Raw genomic sequence first — 20,576 nt, forward strand, 5'->3', positions numbered from 1 at the left:
TCCTTTTAGAACTCAAAACGCTTTGTTATACTAAATCCCATAGTATCGAATAAATCGAAAACCGACAACTCATCCGGCTGTGTGAAGAAACTGAAGGTTGCAAGAGGATTGGTCCACTCAACGCTCAACTCAGTATCTATTCTCAAATCATTTGCTAGGAATGAAATGGAATTCCCTCTGGAATCCTGTCTAAAATGGAGCATTCCTTGGAGATAGAAGTCTTCAAGAAGGTACTTGCCGATATACATTGTGGTATTGTCTAGGTATCTGGCAATTGGACTGACGGTGGTATCGGCGGTTACACCGGGAAGTGCTTCAAAAAGGATATTCTGGAGAAGATTTGTCCTGATGGTAAATACATCTAAACCTAGTGACTCCCTAATAATACTTGAGAAACCTAAAGAGACTGTGGTGTTCTGCAGAAGGCCTAATCGCGAGATGACATCGGTGGCTGCAGATGCAACAGCTACGACTGAAGTCAATCCGCTATCCCTTGCAGTCGAAGCAGAGACAATGTTTTGTCCAAGCAATTCCAGGATTTCATTCGTAGATCGCAAAGGTATCGATTCGAATCGCGGGTTTAAATCATCGAATCTTGCTTCCTGGAGTACCATATAGATATCGACTCTGGTACCATCAGGTTCGAATTCTCGTAAACGTGCTCGTAGATTGATTCTAGGCATGAAATCATCATCTAAAGCTGTGCTGGCGGATGGGAATCGAAGAGAACCTTCTGTAATATAGAAATTCTTTTGAACGTAGTAGATCTCGCCACTTCTAAATGCTAATTCTCCAGAAAAAGTTGTAGCCATTGAAGGGGCTTCTACCGTGATCCCAATCTTTTGGTCATCAGCAAAGGTAGCTCTAAGGATTGGAGACTCTTCATTCGGAAAAATGAAAGTGACATTCCGTCCAGTCCTGATCGTCATATCGATACTTGTCCTAGTTTTTGGCTTGAACCAATTTGGCAATTCTCCGACGCCGAAAGAGATCAGACCCTCTGAAACTGTCACATCGCCATACAAAGTCTCTTCAGTGGGCGTTCCTTCGATTGAAAAACTTCCGGCTGCCATAGCATTCACATTGACATCGACAGGTGGCGCAAGAGGTATCCATAGGGAAATGGGATCTTCAATTTCGAGTATATCTATTCGGTAATGTGGGAGTCCCCATTGTTCGAAGGTGAATTCCATCTGGATGGTACCTCTCGTACGCCTTCCAGAAGAGTGGACGGCCGAAACAGGAGATGCCGCTATTGTTGCTAAATTTTCTGAAATGGTAATTACAGGGTTCTTTAAGGAGAATAATTCTCCAGGCGTCCAAAATGTTGAAACCTCAGCTGAGTTGGCAATAAGCGTACCATAATAATCGGGATTATCCATTGGTCCGTCAATGATGAGTGAACCTGTAGCCAAACTATCTCCAAATGTGAGGATCGGCTCAAGGAAAATTGCATTCAGATATTCAATATTGAACTCGATGCCATTCAGTTCCACATACATGTCATCTTTTTCAATTGTACCTTGAGCAAGTAATGGAATAGGAAATCCTTGTATCGCTCGTATATCGATTCGATGTGTGGAAAAATCGTAGGAGCCTTCAATGGTTCCGTTTTCGCCCATCTCAATGGAGATTTTTCCATCATCAAATGTGATGAAATGGGTTCCATCAGACCAAGGAATCGCTCCTAAGAGATTGACTTTGGTATGATCTGCTTGGATGGTTGGTATGGAATCCCATGATGTCGGAATATTCTCGATCCAATCGAACAATGTATGTGCTTCGGGAAGATTGGTAGATAATGAGATAGTCGCGGTTGTGGATCCATCTCTCCAGACTAGAGGTGAAAGAGAGGCGAATTGAGCCGATAAAAATGATTCTCCACCATAGGAGAATCTACCTTGGGGAATTGTAACGGTAAAATCATTTTTTCTATAGAGGGCATTATCCATAAGAATACCCCAATCCTCAAGGTGTATATCGGAACGGATAGTACTGTTACGAGCAGTATTTTCCAATGTTACCGAAGCATGGCCTTGGGCTAGTTTGTCCAGATCGGTTTCTCCCACGAAAGAGAACTGTAAGAGCGTTTCCTCTGGGAAAAGAGCAAATCGACCTAGATCAAAACCCTCGATAGTAATCGTCCCACGGCTGATCATGCTATTACTTTCATCAGGGAGAAATGAGACCGCTAACCGCTCTTGTTCATTAGAAAGATCCACAACCGCATAGAATTGATCAAGGCTACCGGTACTGAGTTCTAGAAGAGATTGGTTGCGTATATTCGCATAACCAGAAAGCACTCCTCTCTGATCGGCGTATACGACATCTTGGAAACGAACCTCCTGCGGGTCGGCATCGACTGAGAATGAGAAGGAGAATGGTTGGTTCTCTCTCCATGCAAGTCCATCAATTTCCAGATTTTGAGAGGAGATCAGGAAAAGTTCTTCAGCCAGAGAAAAATCGGCAGCAAGAGAACCATTGATGATTCCTTGACCATAGAAGGGTTTTCCGCGGGAAGGTGGTAAGGGAAGATTTCGTGTATTCAGATCGAATGTAATATGTCCAGGAACCGATACAAAATCGAGAGCAGCTTCCAGATTATCTGATATAAGGGTGAATAAACCTACGTCTTGTGCAAATTCGATGGAAACGGGATATGTAGCTCCTGGAACTGATAATACACCTTGTGCATTTACAGCTCCCTGGTCTGCCCAAGAAACATCTCCCGTGAAATCGGCTTCAGCGAACACAGGTGTGGTTATGCGATACTGATATCGTTGTTCAGCAGTCCTTTCAAAATCTGCAGTAACCATAGTATCGCCGCTTTCAACATCATTGATTTTTAAAGTACCCTCAGGTGCGATTCGGGTCCTTTCAATCGAACCGGTGTATGATAGACGATATCCCTCTGTGGTAAGTGTAGCCAAATCAACGTTGAGTAAAGAGGAGGTCAAATCTCCACTGAAGGTAGTTGCGAGATTGAATCGTTGCTCATCTACCGCAAGATTTGCGATACCAATTTCAGCAGTTCCCCTTCCCTCATTCAAATCGTTTGAAAGGGTCATATTAATATTCCCTTCAAGAGATGTGTCCTCTGCTATCAATGCAGAGACCGTGGGAGAGAGTTTCTCTAATAGGGGCTGGAACAATCGTGGTTGCGTATTATCAAGTCTCAAGGAGATCCGTGATAATGAATCCTCCAGTAAATGGTTTACTGTAAGCTCAATCCCATTGGTATGAGTTGCATAAAGTGAGAGTTCTGGAGTTTCCAATTGTCTTGCAGCATAGAGGAAATTGGCATCGACCGATCCTTCAATCCCACTACTTTCAAGATTTCTGACGAAAATCTGCGAACTCTCCATTGCCATAACGTGGTCAAGTGCTATTGATCCTGAAACTTGTCCAGAGGTTTGCTCAAGGAATGGTATGGTTGTCTCGACAGTCAGATCGAAACTTGATTCACCCTTTACACTGCCATCGGTACGATCTAATAGGGCAAGTATGTACGCTTCATCGAATGTCGCAACATCTAAAGTCTCGAGAGTGGTCTCGGATAAAAGCCCCATTCCGATTATCGGCGTAAAGCGTAACTTTCGTATGTTTATTTGGAATCTATCGAAATCCTTTGCAAAAGTTATTTCGGCTTTCGGGCGTAACGCTTCAATGGTTAAGTCTCCTCCATGGGAAATCTGCAAATATTCCGGTGATTCTAAGAGGAGCCTGGGGTTGTCTTGCTGTTGAGGATCGAGAGATGCATCGAGTTCCTTGATCATCGCTATCCAACCATCATAGGCGATTTCCACCGATGGAAAAGATGCTGAGATGGAAGGAATACTATCAGCGGAGATGCGGGCGTTTGCAGATATCGAATCAAACGACAATATTGCCAATTTCTTTTGCATGTATGTTTGAGCCTGTACCGATTCCAGAGTCATTGCAGCGACTCCTTCAAGATCCAGTAATTTGTCCATCGATTCGGATACAAAAGATGCTTGCCAAGTATCCAAGTGACTTTCTAAACCAAGTTCATGTGAAGTAAAAGAACTGTTTTGAGAATCAAGTCGTAATCCAACGCCACCTGTGATAGTTCTTCCCAAAGTGAGGGAGGTATCGGTACCGGACGCAATTATTTGAGGATGTTCCAGAGAGAAGCCGACGGTTTCCAATCGTGCTTGCGTAATGGCTCCATCGACAATAGTGGCGATTCCTGCAAATTCTTCCAATGACAGGTTTATGTCTTTTTGGCCATATGTGACTCTACCATCAGTCAATGTTACGATGATTGTCCGATCCGCAAGCAGAGAGGAAAATGCATTATTTGTGGGGACCCCACCGGTATTGGGACTCAGACTTGAAATCGAATTTTGGTCAATATCGATTATCACTCCATCCAAAGAAACTGGTATGGATTTTGGATACAGTGTTCCCCATAAAAGGCGATAGGCAGGGATTCCAATTTCGATGGATCTAACGTTTACCAAAGACTTCTTTTCTTGGTTTTGGAGAGAAATATCATGCACGGTTATTCGCTTGAAGAGTGAAGTTTCTATAGAGCCGATGGTAACGGTATTTGCTCCTGATCCAGAAACCTCCTGCAAGATGGTTTTTGCAATAGTATCGCCAAGATCGGGTATCAACGCCATACCGTTGAAAATAAATACCACTACGACCGTAATAAGTAGCAAGGCAAGAGATGCGATAATATTGAAAGCTGTCGTATGATATCTCATGTAGCCATCCGCATATATTCCAGTATACCGGTAATTATCCTGTTTACCTACCCTTTTCTCTCTTCCAATGTAAGCATAAACATTCTTGCCAAGCGTGGAAAGGTTGGTTAGTATGGAGGAACAATATTGTTATTGGAATAGGAGATTTGTCCCATGCAACGTATACTTGAACGTTTTATCGTCGTGGAGGGTTTGGATGGGGCCGGGACGACCACCCAGATGAAAGCCCTAGCTGAAGCTTTTGACCAAGCCGGTGTTAATTGCCATGCGACGTTTGAGCCGACCTCCTCTCCATTGGGGAATTTGGTTCGTAGTGTCCTTCGCAAAGAGGTTGTCACCACACCATTGGCATTGGCGATGCTTTTCTCAGCAGATCGTGAGGATCACCTCAACCATCCGATCACTGGTATTATAGAGCGCCTTGAGAATGGAACTATAGTAATCTCCGATCGCTATATTTTTTCTTCTCTTGCCTATCAATCGGTGGATTGCGGATACGATAAAATAAGTGCTCTAAATGAATTCCCGCTTCCCGAGTTTATCGTCTATATCGATACACCGGTAGAAGCCTGTTTACAAAGGATTGATTCACGAGACAATGGACGTGAGATGTTCGAAAGACAGGAATTTCTTGCAAAAGTAAAAGATAATTACGAGATGATTTTCTCGGATTTACCCTCAGATGTAACCCTTTTGAGGATCGATGGGCAGAAAAGCCGTGAAGAGATTACCTCATATATTGTTGGAAAGTTACGCGAACGCTCACTTCTCTAATGAATTATCAACGTATGAGCATGGCATCGCCATAACTGAAGAATCGATACCCCTGATCTACTGCATGCCCGTATGCATTCATGATATGCTGTTTACCGGCAAAAGCCGATACCAGAACCAACAGAGTAGATTCTGGTGTATGGAAATTGGTCAACAATTGATCGACAATCTTGAATTCATAGGGAGGCAGAATGAACAATCGGGTACTCCCTTCCCCAGAAGGAAGTGTATTGGTGGTACTGTTAAATGCTGATTCCAAGGTGCGTACGCTGGTAGTTCCAACCGCAATAATCTTTCTCCCTTCTTGTTTTGCTTTATTAATCAACGAGGCACTCTCGTTTGGGATTTCATAATGCTCTAGATGCATAGGGTGATCTTCCAGTTCTTCTGTGCGAACCGGGAGAAAGGTACCAGGCCCAACATGCAAAGTGACAGGACAAATGAATATACCTCGCTCCTTAATTCTATCGAGAAGCTCTTGGGTAAAATGCAAGCCTGCTGTCGGTGCGGCTACAGAACCGGAATCTTTAGCGTAGACGGTCTGGTATCTCGATTCATCGCTGAAGGTATCGTCTCTTTTGATGTAGGGAGGAAGCGGGACATGTCCACATGTTGAGAAGAAATGTTCATTTATCGGTTGGGAGAAACGAATGATCTTGCCATCTTCATTCTCAGCTATTATTTGAGCAGTCCATAATTCTCCTTCGGCATTCGAGAATCTATACTGTTTACCGATTCTTTGTTTCTTGCTCTTTGTCACCATAGCGGTCCACGTATGATCTGGTAACTCATGAAGGAATAGAAATTCTACCTTACCTCCAGTCTCGCTCTCAGCATACACGCGGGCTTTACGGACTTTGGAATTGTTCACCACCATTACAGAACCGGGTTCGAGATAATCTGCAATATGGGAAATATGGGAATCGTCAAAGGTTCCGGTTCGTTTATCAAGAACGAGCAGACGACTTTCTCCCCGCTTGTCAGCAGGGAACTGGGCTATCAACTGTTCGGGAAGGTCAAAAGAGAATTCCTTGGTTTTCATCTGGTTTCCTATCGTATGGTATGTCAAGTAGATTGTAGGCTAAGGATGTAGCCATCCGTCCCCGAGGGGTTCGTTTGAGATAGCCTTTCTGGATGAGGTATGGTTCATAGAAGTCTTCAAGGGATTCAATGGCTTCTCCAACGGATATCGCGAGTGTCTCTGCTCCCACAGGGCCCCCATCGTAGAATTGAATAATTGTCTTTAGGATATTTCTATCTTGTTGTTCAAGCCCTTCTCCATCGATTCCCAGTCTTTCCATACTAACACGTACGATCTCATCATCTATGATTCCATCGCCCAGCACTGTAGCATAATCACGCAATCTTCTTAGAAGTCGATTCGCGATTCGTGGAGTACCTCGAGAGCTCTTGGCCAACAATGCGATGGCAGATTCTTCTATCGATGTATCGAGAATCTTCGCAGATCGTCTTATAATCTGCACCAGTTCCTCTTCTTGATAGAATTCAATCCGGCAAGTAATTCCGAATCGACTGTAGAGGGGAGATGATACCTGCCCCGCCTTAGTGGTAGCTCCTATAAGGGTAAAACGAGGAATAGGTATACGGATTGTGCGGGCAGCGGGTCCCTGTCCTATAACCCAATCGATCTCATAGTCCTCCATAGCTATATAGAGCATCTCTTCCAAGGCTGGCCGCATTCTGTGAATTTCGTCTATGAAAAATATGCTTCCTTCTGTCACATTGGTCAGAATTCCAGCAAGATCTTTCGGCTTTTCCAATGCTGGTGCACTGGTCATACGGATTTCAGCTCCCATCTCATTTGCAATTATGGAAGCAAGGGTTGTCTTACCGAGTCCAGGAGGGCCTATAAGGAACACATGGTCAAGTGAATCTCCCCTTTCTATAGCGGCACGTATGAAAACAGATAAGTTGTCCTTGATTCTTTGTTGACCTTGAAAGTCAATGAGGTTTTTCGGACGGAGAATGTTCTCTTGTACATCCACTTCATTTTGGAAGGTACTAGAAAGTATCGATGTTTCCTGGATGCCATTGGATTCCACAATCAACCTAGCCTTATAATCGCATTCCTGAAGAGGAATTCTTCAGCCTCGTGCAGGTTTTTACCTGAAAGCAGATCGGCGTGCTCTTTGAGCAGTTCGGATATCACGCCGACAGTTTGGCGCTTATCATAACCCATATCCGATAGTGCCGCAACAAGGTCATCGAAACGTCTGTCCAAACCGGAACTGGATGTTTGTTGTTTTCCTTTATCATGGGTATCGAATACGACAGTATCACGAAGTGCAAGAACAATTTTTTGTGATGTTTTCGGACCAACGCCAGGGATAGAGGAGAGAAAAGTGAGGTCATTGTCATCCAGAGCTTTGATGAATGAACGCACCTGGACTCCACTTAGTATCTTCATTGCTTGTTTAGGACCAATTCCATTTACTTTGATTAGTTCCAGGAAAAGCAATCGCTCCTCTTCATCGGTAAAACCGAATAGCGTCATGCTGTCCTCCCTATGCTGCAACCAACTGAGGAGGCGGACCTGTCTTCTTGCTTCCCCATGTAACTGGGAGAGTTTGCTCGCGGTTTGCGATGATACGATGAGCTCCAGTTCCAGACCACCATCGGTTCGCAATACTGCGATTTGTGCCCCCACATGGACAACCTCACCTATCACAGCATGTATCATGACAACCTCCTGTTTGTAGCTAAACATATAGCTGCAGCCAATGAGTCGGCCGCATGGTCCGGAGAAGGGACCTTTTCCAGTTTCAACAGAAGCCGGACCATTTCCTGGACTTGATGCTTCTCGGCGGTTCCGAACCCGGTAACTGCAAGTTTAATCTGCAAGGGTGTAAACAGTTGAACAGGAATACCTTGCAGTGATAATTGCTGGATAATCGCACCAATCACTTTAGCTACCCCCATAGCTGAGCTGACATTCTTCGCAAAGTAGATATCTTCCATAGAAACCATCTCAACCTTGAAGTCTATAGCTAATTTCCCAATATCGTTTGCTATTGCATGGATCCTTTGTTCCATGGATTTGCTGGTAGTGGTACGGACTACACCATAAGAAACAGGCCGGTACCGTTGGCCAACGATATCGACCACGCCCCAGCCTGTCTGTGCAATTCCTGGATCGATGCCCAGTACCAGCATGTCCTACTCTTCTTCGTCGTTGAAATCGTCTGGAATCTCCAAGTTGGAGGAGACCTGTTGCACGTCGTCCAGCTCTTCCAACCGGTCGATGATTTTTAGTACTTTCCGGATCTTTTCATCTTCCAATGTAACGGTTGTATCGGCAATCTTTTCTACCTCTGCAGAAGTTTCTTTAAAACCTTTCTCTTGTAGCCCTTCCAATACATTAGAGAATTCCCCTGGATCTGTGTATACTTCGATTACACCGTCTGAGGAACTAATGTCTTCAGCTCCGAGTTCCAAAGCAGCTTCTAGGATGTCATCTTCAGTATAGGATTCACTGTCATAAGTTATGATTCCCTTCGTCTGGAACATGTATGAGACACTACCACTGGTTCCCAACGAACCACCAAGCTTTGTGAGAGTGCTGCGCACATCGGCAGCAGTCCTATTTTTGTTATCGGTCAATGTGTCGATAATGATAGCAACTCCACCAGGAGCATATCCTTCATAGGTCAGTTCGTAGTAGGTGGAATTCTCCATTTCACCTGAACCTTTCTTGATTGCCCGCTCAATATTGTCTTTTGGCATATTTTCTGAGCGTGCCTTGAGAACAGCTGTGCGCAAACGGGCATTCGAATCGGGATCACTCCCACCCATCTTCGCGGCTACCATAATCTCTTTTATCAATTTGGTGAACTTCTGCCCACGCTTAGCGTCTGCAGCTCCCTTTTTGTGCTTAATCGTTGCCCATTTACTGTGGCCGGACATATCTATGAACCTCTTATTTTTTCAAGTTTGTAACGCGTTAGGGTACCATGTGCCATTTTTCACTGTCAAGTGGGCTCAGTATCTTTACAAATTTCCAAGGCTTCTGACATGTGTATGATAATTGCATCGAGTACCATAAATCCTTTTTCGGTAAGACTGAATCGGACTTCAGTATCACTAAAGAGATAGGGATCGATAGTGCTGAGATAGGATACTCGGTCTCTAAAGAGCATTTGAAAATCATATGAAAACCGTCTATTCCACACACGCTTATCTATTCCTTCACGAGTTCTCAATGCTACCAATAAGGTTTCAAGCATCAATTGTCTTTCATCTAGAATCTCGTATGTATACGTTGTGAAGGGAGCCTTGTCCACATATGCATGGAGATTGTTTACGCCATTTGTCCTAAGTGCCTGAGAATCGGATTTAAAAAGGGTACCAGCAGCAGACGGCCCGATCCCAATATAATTTTCCAAGCGCCAATACCGTTCGTTGTGGTGGCTTCGTCCCGCATTATCTCTGCTGAAATTTGATATTTCGTAATGTTCGAAACCACGTGATTTTAGATGATCCCAACAAGCTTGTAACATCTCTGCTTGACCATCTTCATCCATTACCTGCAGGGTCCCATTATCAACCCGATCAGCCAAAGGAGTACCCTCCTCTACTGTTAGATTATAGAGTGATATGTGATTTGGATTGAACAATGCTATAACCACGTCGATATCAGATATCGCATCTTCTATGGTCTGCCCTGGAATACAAGTCACGAGATCACAATTCAACCCAAATGATTTCGATTTCCGAAATTCACGAATTATTGATGCGGCACGCATATTTATGCTTATGTTTGCGTTTCTTCCCAAAGTTTTCACATGACGCTCATTCATAGATTGAATTCCGATACTCAAACGATCGAGCCCATGATCGAATAATGTCTCATGCTCAATACGTAGAGATTCGGGATTCATCTCAATTGAAGTTTCTCCAGTGGGTCCATGTGTTCCTATAAGGTCCAGCAATCCTTGTAGATCTTCAATTGGTAACAGACCAGGATTTCCACCTCCGATATAGGCTGTCGAAAATGGTGTTTCCAAGTTACCAACAAGAAACCGAAGTTCTTGTATGATTTTTTGACCGAATGTTTTTCGTTCTTCAACTACGTTTGAAATGACCTCAGAATAGAAGGCGCAGTAGGAACATTTGCTAGTACAGAATGGAATATGGATGTACAGGGAATATATGTCATGGGGATTGATATGGTTGAGCATATCAGTAATCAGGAGACTCCTCCCATACGATTCAGGGGCCAGAATTTGAAAACTACCCTACCAATAACTGTATTGAGAGGGACAGGACCGAAGTATCTGCCATCGTGGGAATTATCTCGATTGTCACCAAGAGGCATCACATAACCATGGGGAACATACGCACCCTGTACGTAATGGGCAGCAGAAGAACGTAGTTTTAGATCGGAAGGATTAAGTTGGTGTGCGGTCTTCGTCCGTGTAGCCGATACTTGATAATAATCCACCAAGCCTTGATAATTGGATACACTTTGGTAGGTTTGCACCAAATGGGCTGGCGCTTTATTACTCAAAGAAGCATCCTGGTATGCCATGAGTGCACCATAGGAACGCATACCTGGGTACATTGAGGGATCAAGGGATTGGTGGGGTCCATCCGAAAGAGCATTTTCTTCTCGGAAAGTAGGATCGGCAGTGAAAGATTGTTGGCCAGCTCCGGAAATGTATGCTGTTCCATCCTTGAATCGAATGGTCTCACCTCCCAATGCAGCAGCACGTTTGACATACAATCTTTGACGCATATTACCGTCTTCATCTACATCAATATTTATTAGGGAGAAGGTAGCCATATAGATAATTTGGGATAAAACATCGAATACAGGTCCTTTGGAGTCGTATTCAGGATTGTAGAAGACGATGATATCGTCCCGAAGTGGATTTCTGTTTGAAAAAATCTTTTTACCACCAGGGTACAATTCAATCCCATAAGAGGTCTTACTTACAAACACCCTATCTTTGACTAAAAGTGTCTCCACCATGGAGGGAGTGGGAATCATGAAAAGTTGAAATATGTATTGGTTTATGAGTAAAACGAAAATGACAGCGAAAACAATGGCATCGAGCCAACTGAAAAGTTCTCCTTTGAGTGTCTTCTTTTCCGATCGCTTGGCTTTTTCCCGAGCTATCCGTTCCAAACGTCTTGTTAGGCCTGTCTCTGTAATATGCTGGATCCAAGCGAAATATTTTACCATGGCGTAAAATTACCACAAACGGATGCCATTGACAATAAGTGGTGCTGAAGGTACTTTTCTAAGGATGAAAAAACATGAGGATACTATGCCCATATCCGTAGAACCGGTAAAGCTGAAACCACTATTCGGCATGGAACCGGGAGTATATCTCACTATTCTCTACCTTACGATTCTTCTTATCGTGCTGTTCTTGGTGGCTGTTCTTCCAGGGATACTACACAGTGGGAAACAGGTAACCTTCACTAGTCGTGTGGAACCATCGATCGTTACCGTAGATGGTACCTATATAGGTAGTGCTCCTGTTACTGCGTTCATTGAACCGGGAAGCCACGAGGTCACGTTCTCCTACGAAGGTGTTGACGCTGTTACAACCTCCTTCGAAGTCAGTCATCCAATATTCTTGACTTGGTTATTCCCGAGAAGGCAAGAGGTTTCCTCAGGTAACTATATCAAAGATATTTCAGCGTTCGAAAAATATGTCGATGCGATGTATGATCAGGTCGTCGCTTGGAGTGTAATCACCGATTTCAATGAAGTATACCATCGCCCACCGCTTTTCAAACAAGTCGCTACAACAGCTGTTGCCTTGGATTTTCAGCGAGTCGAGGTAGTTCTCAATGATTTTTTCACACAGAGCCTTAACTATATTACGAGTAAGGCTATGCTTAAGGATTATCAAGAAGCTTTGACTATCATCAGAGAACAATCTATTCTAGGAGAATCCGAAATTACCACTCTATCACAGCAAATGGAGAAGATAACTACTTTATTTAACGAAGACCAATCCAATACCAATATTGGGACTACAGTTGCTTTTGAACAGGTATCTTCACAGAGGGTTTCATTGGAAATTCCAATTCCGGGAGTCTCTCCCATAACAGGATTCTCCTATGAAAACCACGACTTGGTGGTGGGAAAGCAGGTAGTGGAGCGTTATCCTGGAGTACATGAGCTTGCAATGGAGATGACGGTGGGCTCTTTTACGATAGGAGCTTTGGAAATTAGCGAATACCTCTGGGCACACTTCATTGACGCCAATCCATATTGGTCTAAGGGTAATATCGACAATCTCCTGGCAGATGGTATGGTTGATGAAATGTATCTTGCTGGTGTTTATCCTACAACATCAATCATTTCAAACCAACCGATCAGAAACATATCATGGTATGCTGCCACAGCATTCACTGAATGGTTAGGACAAATTACAGGGGAAAGGGTCTTCTTGCCCACAAATTCTCAATGGGAGGCTGCTGCAAGATCGGTTTCGGGAAAATCATTCCAAAAAGGAACCATAGCTCTTGTTGAACGGGATGGTCCATCATCAATGCTCGGAGGCTATTGGGAGTTTACATCCGAGAGTTTTGTACCACTTGCACGATATACCGGTATTGAGCCGTCAAAGGATTCTTTCGCTTCGGACATCGTGATTAAGGGAGGTTCTTATCTCAATGATCCTGCTGGAATCGATAGGGCAACAATCGGAGTCTCCTCCCGAAATTCCTGTAGCGAGACTACTGGATTTAGGGTAGCTTGGTTTAAATAGACAAGGAATAGTATGGCAAAAGATCATATAAAAGTATTACAGAAGAATAAGAAAGCCTATTTCAATTATGAGGTTGTCGAGGATTTTGAGGCGGGAATAGCGTTACAAGGAACCGAAGTGAAATCGATTCGTATGAGCCGATTCTCTTTTGGAGATAGCTATGTAAAGATAACTTCCAAAGGAATGGTCATTGTAGGTCTACATATATCCCAATACTCTCATGGGAGTATCAATAATCACGATCCTGAAAGGGAGCGTAATCTTTTGCTCCATCGGCAGGAGATGAAAAGGATCAAGCGGAAAGTAGATGAAAAGGGGATGACTCTCATCCCTACTTTGGTGTATCTGAAAGGCAATCTGGTAAAAGTCCAGATATCTCTCTGTCGTGGAAAACAAGCTCATGATAAGCGAAATGTTATTCGGGAGCGTGATATGCAGAGGGAAATGCGGAGAGAAATGAAGAATTTCAATCGGTGATCCGGTTTTCGTCTGCTTGCCTGCAATGTGATAAAGTTGTATAGTAATGATAACCCCTTTGGGGGGTGTATTGGTTTCGACTGGCGTGAGATCATGCCGGTGGTCGCAAGCGGAGCGCCAACTCCTAAAACTAGCAAAACACAAAACTGCCAAGAAAGAAGACGAAGTCTCTTACGACGCAGAATACGCTCTCGCTGCTTAAGCAGTAGGAACGTACAGGCTCCAAAGGTGCCGCTCTTAACCTCTGGATGCTTGTAACAACAAGGGCTAACCTCGAGAAGTGCCGGTGATCGCGAGGGACAATACAGCTGGCTTAGGAAAAGTAACGTCGGCCGTTGGTCCGCTCTTTTCTGAAACTATGAACAACGGCTAAGCTTGTAGACGCCATCGGGTGGCGCGTTAGGACGGGGGTTCGACTCCCCCCACCTCCACCAATGCAATGATTCCCGTCAGTTCGATCAATTCGAATTGACGGGATTTCTGTAATCAAAGGTCCTGCGGCTCTCGCTTCGTTTGGAATCTAAGGTCTAAACGTGATCGAGATACCAGCACTGATACCCCTCCCCTTATCATCAAGAAGATCCAACAACCTGAGATCCGCAGTAATATAGGTCGATTTCATGAATTCAACCGGAAGCAATCTAGCTCCGATATTCAACATTCCCCGATTTCCTGCATCCCCTGCACTGGGATCAATACTGTAGGAGACATTCCCGAAATCGATAAGGAAGTCGACTTTGCCTTTAAATACTTTTTCCAACAATGGAGCTTGGAACCCCATCCCGAAATCAATATTGGAATTCAATTTCTCTTTGAATGTGTATCCAATAAGGATCGTAGTCTTGGAAGGCCAATCGATAAAATTCGAAGAAAAGGAACTAGCAAAATAAGCTTGTGCAGCAAATTCATTGGTATTGCCCAGATTAATAGCTTGACCGATGAAACCGAATGAGACTGAAGTTTCTCCTTTTTCAAGGAATCTCCATTTCCCATTTAGTAAAATATTTGCAGAATCCTTGATATCAACAGCCAAGGATGTTTCAAAGTCTTTGGCGAAGCCAAACTGAATATATGGTATATGAGCAAAAGTAGTAGGAAACTCTAGGATAGCCTGGTATCCACTTGTAATAGCTGGACCGTTATTACTATCGACGGGATAGGCACTAGGGATGACAATGTACCCATTGGTACCGCCAAGAGTTGTGTTGCCCTCCAATGAATCTGCATAAGAGTTGCCAACAGAAGTAAAGACAAGGCAAAGTAAGGTAACCAGTACAATCTTGTAGTTTTTTTTCATACAGAATCCCCCTCCTATCTTAATCAAGCACCTTCACTAGTATACTGTAGCACCCTTCAATTGGATGGACAATCAATTTTGGAAATCAAACAATTAAAGGTAATGCCTCAGTTTGGATAGGTATTTTATCAACTTGTGTTGCAATTGTCACAAATATTTGGTATACCTATCAAAAAGTTAGCATAGGCTAATTTATAATCGTTATTAAGGTGGATTTATCACTATGGCTATAGCAAGGACACCAGTGTTCAAACGGTGTGATTATCTTGGCATCGATCCGATCGTATTGGGATACACCCATAAACCGAGTGTCAGGAGAAAGCAGAAGAGAAGAAAGAAAATCAGTGAATACGGATTACAACTGAAGGAGAAACAAAAGGTCAAATTTGTCTATGGTGTGTTAGAAAAGCAATTCAAACTTACCTACCAACGGGCAGAAAAGATGTCTGGAATGACGGGAGAAAATCTCCTCCGACTCATGGAACAGCGATTTGACAACATTGTATATAGGCTAGGTTTCGCTACGACCCGAGCTCAAGGTCGCCAGTTGGTCAACCATGGACATCTACAGATAAACGGCAAACGGGTAGATATTCCTTCCATCAGATTAAAAGTCGGTGATGAGATTACCGTCAAACCATCGGTTGCCCAACAGATAAAATTGCGTCGTCTTTCTACAAATCGAGCAATCCCTTCTTGGATATCGTTCAACGAAGAGAATTTTGTCGCAAAGATTGTAGGTGAGCCAGGAAGAGGTGATATTGATTTCGATGTCACAGAACGGGCTATAGTCGAGCTCTATTCGAAATAGGTTGTCACGTGCCTTGGAGAGAACTCTTTCCAAGGCGTTGACCTCTCAAAGGTTACTCAGTAGTATTTCCCCATGTTGGAAACAAAAAAATTATCGACCCCACAAGAGGGGTTTATCCCTATAACCAGAGATGTCCAATCCTGTATCACACGAGAGGGCATACAAGAAGGTTATTGTATAGTCTTTTGTCCCCATACTACGGCAGGACTCACCATCAATGAAAACTCAGACCCTGATGTAGTCCATGATCTATTACTTGGATTACAGACTGCCTTTGGTGAAGATCGGAGATTCCGGCATGCTGAGGGAAACTCTACAGCCCATCTGAAAGCTTCAGCCATGGGCAGTAGTGTTATGGTCCCTATCCAAGGCGGGAAATTGATCCTTGGCATATGGCAGGATATCTATTTCTGCGAATTTGATGGACCTAGGCTCAGGACATACCATATTCAGGTCATAGCTACTTAAATTGTCACTCAATCATTCGGCTCCCAACGTTTGAAAAGCGCATTACCTGCTATGATGGACACACATAAGAGTAGTAGGGTTCCTGTTGTGGGTTGCCATTCGAAAGGGAAACCTTCGATCGACTGAATTACCTGTTCGGGTAGTTTTACAAATGAGAAAGCCCCAATTGACCGGATGGCTCCTGCGATGGAAGCAATCAGCCATATCCCTAATGCTCCGACTCCAGCCAAAATCGGTTTTCCTACTGCCGCAGAAAAGGATACCGTTAAGGTTCCGATGGCGAAAAAATAAAGAAGCAAGAACAAGTTCGCATAGACGAAACGAAATACTGGAAATCCGGGGAAAAGATACCATGTGTAGAAACCCATGGTAAGCATCGATCCCATAAGACCGATTACGAGGAGTATCAATAATGAGACAATTTTTGCCATGAGGATTCCTATAGTCCCAACTGGTCTTACAAGCAAGAACTGTAGTGATCCATCGACTTTCTCGCCAGCAACTGATCCCATAGTCATGAGTATTATCACAATTGTTCCGATTTGGCTGAAATTTTTTATATACTGCTCTACAGAATCCTGATAGGTTATATTGCCAAATGTAATTACAATATTCTCGGTAGCTCCGAAAGTTGAAAGGATCTCAGGGAGATAGTAAGCAGTCAGTGGTGATACGATTCCAAAAACCATGCATACGACAGCCCAAATCAGGAGCTTACTTGTCCTAATCATTTCCAGTAGTTCCTTCTTGATTATCGAACTTTTAAGAAATGTCATCTGTTACCTCCTGTATATGATGCATAAAGACATCCTCCAAGGTTGCCTCTTGGTGCTCCAGCTTCTCCAATTTTAGCCCCTCTTTGCCAATTAAGGTTAGAATTCGGTTGCTTTCACTGTCATACGTTCCAGATGGAATTGATACTGTATAATCGGATTTTGAAGCAGCAATACCTGTCTCTTTCATTCGTAAGTGGCACAGTTGTGCCGCCTCCTTACTATCGAACTCCATATGGACTATTGGTTGGGCATGGAGCCTAAGTAGTGTTTTCGTCTTCTCTTGAATACGAATAGATCCTTTATTGATAATTGCTACTTCATCACAAGTCTTCTGGATATCATCGAGAATATGGGAAGACATGAATATTGTAGTCCTTTCGCGTAATATAGTAATCAGTGAAAGGATTTCTTTTCTTCCTACGGGATCAAGAGCTGAAACCGGTTCATCAAGGAATACAACCTTCGGGTCATGCAAAATGGCTTGAGCTATGCCGAGGCGTTGCCTCATACCGCCTGAATATCCTCCGATTCTTCTATCGGCGGCATCTTCGATTCCGCAAAGATGCAACATTTCAGGAATTCTTCTTTTTTTCTCTTTACTATCCATACCATAGATATTTCCCGAAAGATCAAGTAATTCCCGGCCAGTCATCCATCCATAATATGAGGGTTGCTGTGCAAGGTATCCATACCTTTCTTTTGCTTCAGAGGTTTTTCGACCGTCAATTAAGAAGCTACCACTGCTAGCACAAATCAAGCCGGTCAGTATTCGGATAAGAGTTGTTTTTCCTGCTCCGTTGGGACCGAGGAAACCAAATACTGTCCCTTCGTCTACCGAGAGGGATACGCCGTCAAGGGCAAGAACAGTTCCGTATCTTTTTTTTAGATTGTTGATTTCAATAATCGCCATCTGTTTTTCTCCCATACAATAGATACAATACCGGCCCGAATAGGTTTATAAATAAAAATATTAAAAGCCATGCCGATTTCGGTAATCCCTTGAATCGTACCCTATGGAGCCAATCTCTCAGGCATACAATCTTCAGTATCAACTCTAGGATGATAAGTGGAAGAATCAAGATAATTGTTTGTGCATCCATACTCATTTCTCTCCTTTGTTCTGTTTTAGGATAAACGTTGTTACTACATCGATTAATTGTTCGTGCAATGGCATATCTCTATCCTTATATGATCTGACAATGTCTTCATCAGTTTCAGCCCTCCGTAAAAGATGTCCCATATCCGGTATTTCTGCAAATTCAACAGAATCTGGCAATTGTTCTTTTCTGAAAAGATCATCTTCTCCAACCAATCTTTCATCGTGATCTCCCCAGGTCACCAAGACCGGAATATCAAGTGATTGCAGTACTTCACTCGGATCGTAGGTCATCCATGTTTGCAGATATAACTCTCTGCCGAGGGGTACCAAAGAGTCGACCAAGAGATTTCCTGTTTCGCGATACACAGAATTTGAAATTTCGGCTAATCGCTTTTCTAGGATCGGAGCTGCTTGTGCATCGAGCCGTCCAACCTGTTTTACCATTTGTGTATCGATGCGATCCCCATTTCCGGCAACAGATATCGCAAAATCTAAGGGATGCTTCTTTGCTGCAAGTAGTCCGATAAGAGAACCTTCTGAATGTCCGAGGAGTCCTAACGTACCAACAGATGCTTCACCTTCAAGATATTCCAACCATACTACTGCATCTTCGACGTAATCATCGAAGGTTCCCTCTTTAAGGAGGTTCTCATCTTTCACAATACTCTCACCAACCCCCATCTTGTCATACCGAAGACTCGCAATACCGGACTCTCGCAATTCTTGTGCAAGATGCCATAAACTGTCATTGCTCTCCACGATCAACTCCGAGTTTCCGTCCCGATCAGTCGGTCCCGATCCAGCTATGATCAATACAGTTGGAAAAGGGCCCTCCCCTTCTGGGATCAGATGAGTTCCGTATAACGTACCATGTGTAGTCTCCACAGAAACTGAGAATCCATGACGTTGGGGTTGCTGAAGCCTTCGATGTTCCACTGAATATCGTCCTGGTCTTAGCATAACTTTCCCACTGCTGTTGTCATAAAGTATCTTTCCTTCGAATCCCTGTTCTATTGGACTAAGGAGAAATCTCATTACGGATGTCCCGATACCAATCTTAAAAGACCATTGATCATGAGAAACACGTAGATCTTCAACAGGAACATCGGTCGCCAATAATTCAGGAATAGATAGGAATACACTATTATCCTCTGTTCTCATATGGATAAAAAATTTCGTATCATCTAACGTGACGATACCTTCCCAACTGTTGTCTTCAAGAGATAATCCACTTTTCGTACAACCCGGGAAAAGTAAAAGCATTGTTACCAATAGCAAGATAAATCGACGCATAGTGACCTCACACCAACGAGCTTAGCCGTATGTAGAGATGAAGAAAAGTCGGGAAATATACGTATTTCTCTTGAAATAGCCTACGTAGCACTACGTACTTGCATGAAAACGTGTGTCAACTCAGCCCTATTCGATACAGAACACTTCTTGCAGATCCGATACACATGAGTTTCTACCGTGCGGGTTGAAATACTGAGTAGTCCAGCAATTTCCTTATATGAGTGCCCTTTTACCATATACGAGACGATTTGGACTTCCCTTGGGGTAAGATTGAATTCCTTTTTAAAAAGGGTTAAAGGATCGACAGATTCTCTTTGTTCAACTTTGGGAATTTTCCTCACGTACATCAATACATCGTTTACACACCAAATAAGGATAAAAATCGCAGTAGCAAGAGAATCATAGACTGGCTTGTATGCATGGGGGAATACAGTGAACAACATAGCATAGAGACCAAAGAGGAGGTATGCGATTGCAGAGATGCTCATGAAAGATTGCATTCTTTGTACTCGATACGTTGTAGCTTTTCCTGTACGAATCCTATAGGAGAGAAAAGCCATGCCGATCGCCATATTGACCAATGTGGTGAAAAGGGGGCCAAGAAAAAGAATGTTCAAGAAGAAGACAGGCACGAGGAGGACTGCTATACAAGAAGAAATGATTATACCGATCCTCTTTGCCTTTTTAGTGACAGATCCTTTTCCAATGCACTCTAATAACGTGACAATACGGTAGATAATGATGATAGAGATAATAGCTCGCATGATTGCGATAAAAGTAAGGAGTACGATATGGTAGGAATCAAGAAATGTATTATGTACAAAGCCAATGAATTGCAAAACAAACCAGAACCAAGATATTGCGACATACCATAGGTATTGCTTACGGAATTCTTCATACTCCTCCATTTGTGCTAGGTAGGAGAGGATGAATGTGCCGAAAAGTGATGTGAATCCTAGGATACTCAACCAAAAGGTCAGTATGTTCATGCAGATGGCTCCTTACCTTTACCTTGTCGCCCTTGTAATATGCAGACTTGACAACATCCTGTCCATCCCTTTATGGACAAACGCATCTGAACCAATAATGATGCCTATTCA

The 20,576-nt window shown here is 43.3% G+C and carries 19 protein-coding genes and 1 other RNA gene; 6 read left to right on the forward strand and 14 right to left on the reverse strand.

Annotated elements, in window-relative coordinates; all coding sequences use genetic code 11:
• Positions 1-5: 5 nt before the first annotated feature.
• Positions 6-4,733 carry a hypothetical protein gene (locus ACODJP_RS08990; RefSeq protein WP_422480680.1) on the reverse strand — a complete coding sequence of 1,576 codons (4,728 nt, stop codon included), beginning with the start codon at positions 4,731-4,733 and terminating at the stop codon, positions 6-8.
• Positions 4,734-4,886: 153 nt separating this feature from the next.
• Here ACODJP_RS08990 and tmk point away from each other — a divergent pair, with 153 nt between their 5' ends.
• Positions 4,887-5,507 (forward strand): dTMP kinase, encoded by a 621-nt coding sequence (tmk, locus tag ACODJP_RS08995; protein ID WP_422480682.1) that lies wholly within the window; start codon positions 4,887-4,889, stop codon positions 5,505-5,507.
• Positions 5,508-5,514: 7 nt separating this feature from the next.
• Here tmk and queA read toward each other — a convergent pair whose 3' ends face one another.
• The 7 genes from queA to lepB all read right to left on the reverse strand — a co-directional run bounded on the left by queA (position 5,515) and on the right by lepB (position 11,712).
• Positions 5,515-6,549, reverse strand: a complete 1,035-nt coding sequence (gene queA, locus ACODJP_RS09000; RefSeq protein WP_422480684.1) for a tRNA preQ1(34) S-adenosylmethionine ribosyltransferase-isomerase QueA — start codon at positions 6,547-6,549, stop codon at positions 5,515-5,517.
• On the reverse strand, positions 6,524-7,555 hold the full coding sequence (gene ruvB / locus ACODJP_RS09005) for a Holliday junction branch migration DNA helicase RuvB (protein ID WP_422480865.1): 1,032 nt from the start codon (positions 7,553-7,555) through the stop codon (positions 6,524-6,526). Before ruvB ends, queA begins: the two co-directional genes overlap by 26 nt.
• 17 nt (positions 7,556-7,572) lie before the next feature.
• A complete protein-coding gene (gene ruvA, locus ACODJP_RS09010; RefSeq protein ID WP_422480686.1) occupies positions 7,573-8,208 on the reverse strand; it encodes a Holliday junction branch migration protein RuvA in 636 nt (211 codons plus the stop codon).
• Positions 8,205-8,681, reverse strand: a complete 477-nt coding sequence (ruvC, locus tag ACODJP_RS09015) for a crossover junction endodeoxyribonuclease RuvC (protein ID WP_422480688.1) — start codon at positions 8,679-8,681, stop codon at positions 8,205-8,207. The genes ruvA and ruvC overlap by 4 nt, the downstream gene beginning before the upstream one ends.
• Positions 8,682-8,684: 3 nt before the next feature.
• Positions 8,685-9,431, reverse strand: coding sequence for a YebC/PmpR family DNA-binding transcriptional regulator (locus tag ACODJP_RS09020; protein WP_422480690.1), 747 nt, complete (start codon positions 9,429-9,431; stop codon positions 8,685-8,687).
• A 65-nt stretch (positions 9,432-9,496) separates the two neighbouring features.
• Entirely contained in the window at positions 9,497-10,705 is a 1,209-nt protein-coding gene (locus ACODJP_RS09025; protein WP_422480692.1) for a coproporphyrinogen-III oxidase family protein, read from the reverse strand.
• An 8-nt stretch (positions 10,706-10,713) separates the two neighbouring features.
• Complete coding sequence (gene lepB, locus ACODJP_RS09030; protein ID WP_422480694.1) at positions 10,714-11,712, reverse strand: signal peptidase I; 999 nt, start codon at positions 11,710-11,712, stop codon at positions 10,714-10,716.
• A 64-nt stretch (positions 11,713-11,776) separates the two neighbouring features.
• On the opposite strand from lepB, the gene ACODJP_RS09035 reads away from it, so the two are divergent.
• The 3 genes from ACODJP_RS09035 to ssrA all read left to right on the forward strand — a co-directional run bounded on the left by ACODJP_RS09035 (position 11,777) and on the right by ssrA (position 14,166).
• Complete coding sequence (locus ACODJP_RS09035; RefSeq protein WP_422480696.1) at positions 11,777-13,255, forward strand: SUMF1/EgtB/PvdO family nonheme iron enzyme; 1,479 nt, start codon at positions 11,777-11,779, stop codon at positions 13,253-13,255.
• A gap of 12 nt (positions 13,256-13,267) precedes the next feature.
• Positions 13,268-13,732 (forward strand): SsrA-binding protein SmpB, encoded by a 465-nt coding sequence (gene smpB, locus ACODJP_RS09040; RefSeq protein WP_422480698.1) that lies wholly within the window; start codon positions 13,268-13,270, stop codon positions 13,730-13,732.
• 61 nt (positions 13,733-13,793) lie between these two features.
• Positions 13,794-14,166, forward strand: a transfer-messenger RNA (tmRNA) gene (ssrA, locus tag ACODJP_RS09045).
• A gap of 86 nt (positions 14,167-14,252) precedes the next feature.
• On the opposite strand, the gene ACODJP_RS09050 is transcribed toward ssrA, so the two are convergent.
• A complete protein-coding gene (locus tag ACODJP_RS09050; protein WP_422480700.1) occupies positions 14,253-15,029 on the reverse strand; it encodes a hypothetical protein in 777 nt (258 codons plus the stop codon).
• Positions 15,030-15,252: 223 nt separating this feature from the next.
• On the opposite strand from ACODJP_RS09050, the gene rpsD reads away from it, so the two are divergent.
• Both rpsD and ACODJP_RS09060 read left to right on the forward strand, forming a co-directional pair.
• On the forward strand, positions 15,253-15,840 hold the full coding sequence (rpsD, locus tag ACODJP_RS09055; protein ID WP_422480702.1) for a 30S ribosomal protein S4: 588 nt from the start codon (positions 15,253-15,255) through the stop codon (positions 15,838-15,840).
• A gap of 72 nt (positions 15,841-15,912) precedes the next feature.
• Positions 15,913-16,308, forward strand: a complete 396-nt coding sequence (locus tag ACODJP_RS09060; protein ID WP_422480704.1) for a secondary thiamine-phosphate synthase enzyme YjbQ — start codon at positions 15,913-15,915, stop codon at positions 16,306-16,308.
• An 8-nt stretch (positions 16,309-16,316) separates the two neighbouring features.
• On the opposite strand, the gene ACODJP_RS09065 is transcribed toward ACODJP_RS09060, so the two are convergent.
• The 5 genes from ACODJP_RS09065 to ACODJP_RS09085 form a co-directional block, all read right to left on the reverse strand.
• Positions 16,317-17,084 (reverse strand): ABC transporter permease, encoded by a 768-nt coding sequence (locus ACODJP_RS09065; protein WP_422480706.1) that lies wholly within the window; start codon positions 17,082-17,084, stop codon positions 16,317-16,319.
• Positions 17,071-18,009: an ABC transporter ATP-binding protein gene (locus tag ACODJP_RS09070; protein ID WP_422480708.1), complete on the reverse strand. Its 939-nt coding sequence runs from the start codon at positions 18,007-18,009 to the stop codon at positions 17,071-17,073. The genes ACODJP_RS09065 and ACODJP_RS09070 overlap by 14 nt, the downstream gene beginning before the upstream one ends.
• Complete coding sequence (locus tag ACODJP_RS09075; protein ID WP_422480710.1) at positions 17,981-18,184, reverse strand: PLD nuclease N-terminal domain-containing protein; 204 nt, start codon at positions 18,182-18,184, stop codon at positions 17,981-17,983. Before ACODJP_RS09075 ends, ACODJP_RS09070 begins: the two co-directional genes overlap by 29 nt.
• 2 nt (positions 18,185-18,186) lie before the next feature.
• Complete coding sequence (locus ACODJP_RS09080; RefSeq protein WP_422480712.1) at positions 18,187-19,476, reverse strand: alpha/beta hydrolase; 1,290 nt, start codon at positions 19,474-19,476, stop codon at positions 18,187-18,189.
• 80 nt (positions 19,477-19,556) lie between these two features.
• Positions 19,557-20,465 (reverse strand): helix-turn-helix transcriptional regulator, encoded by a 909-nt coding sequence (locus ACODJP_RS09085; protein WP_422480714.1) that lies wholly within the window; start codon positions 20,463-20,465, stop codon positions 19,557-19,559.
• Positions 20,466-20,576 lie beyond the last annotated feature (111 nt).

The organism is Pleomorphochaeta sp. DL1XJH-081 (assembly GCF_049310885.1).
GTDB lineage: Bacteria > Spirochaetota > Spirochaetia > Sphaerochaetales > Sphaerochaetaceae > CAYZJV01.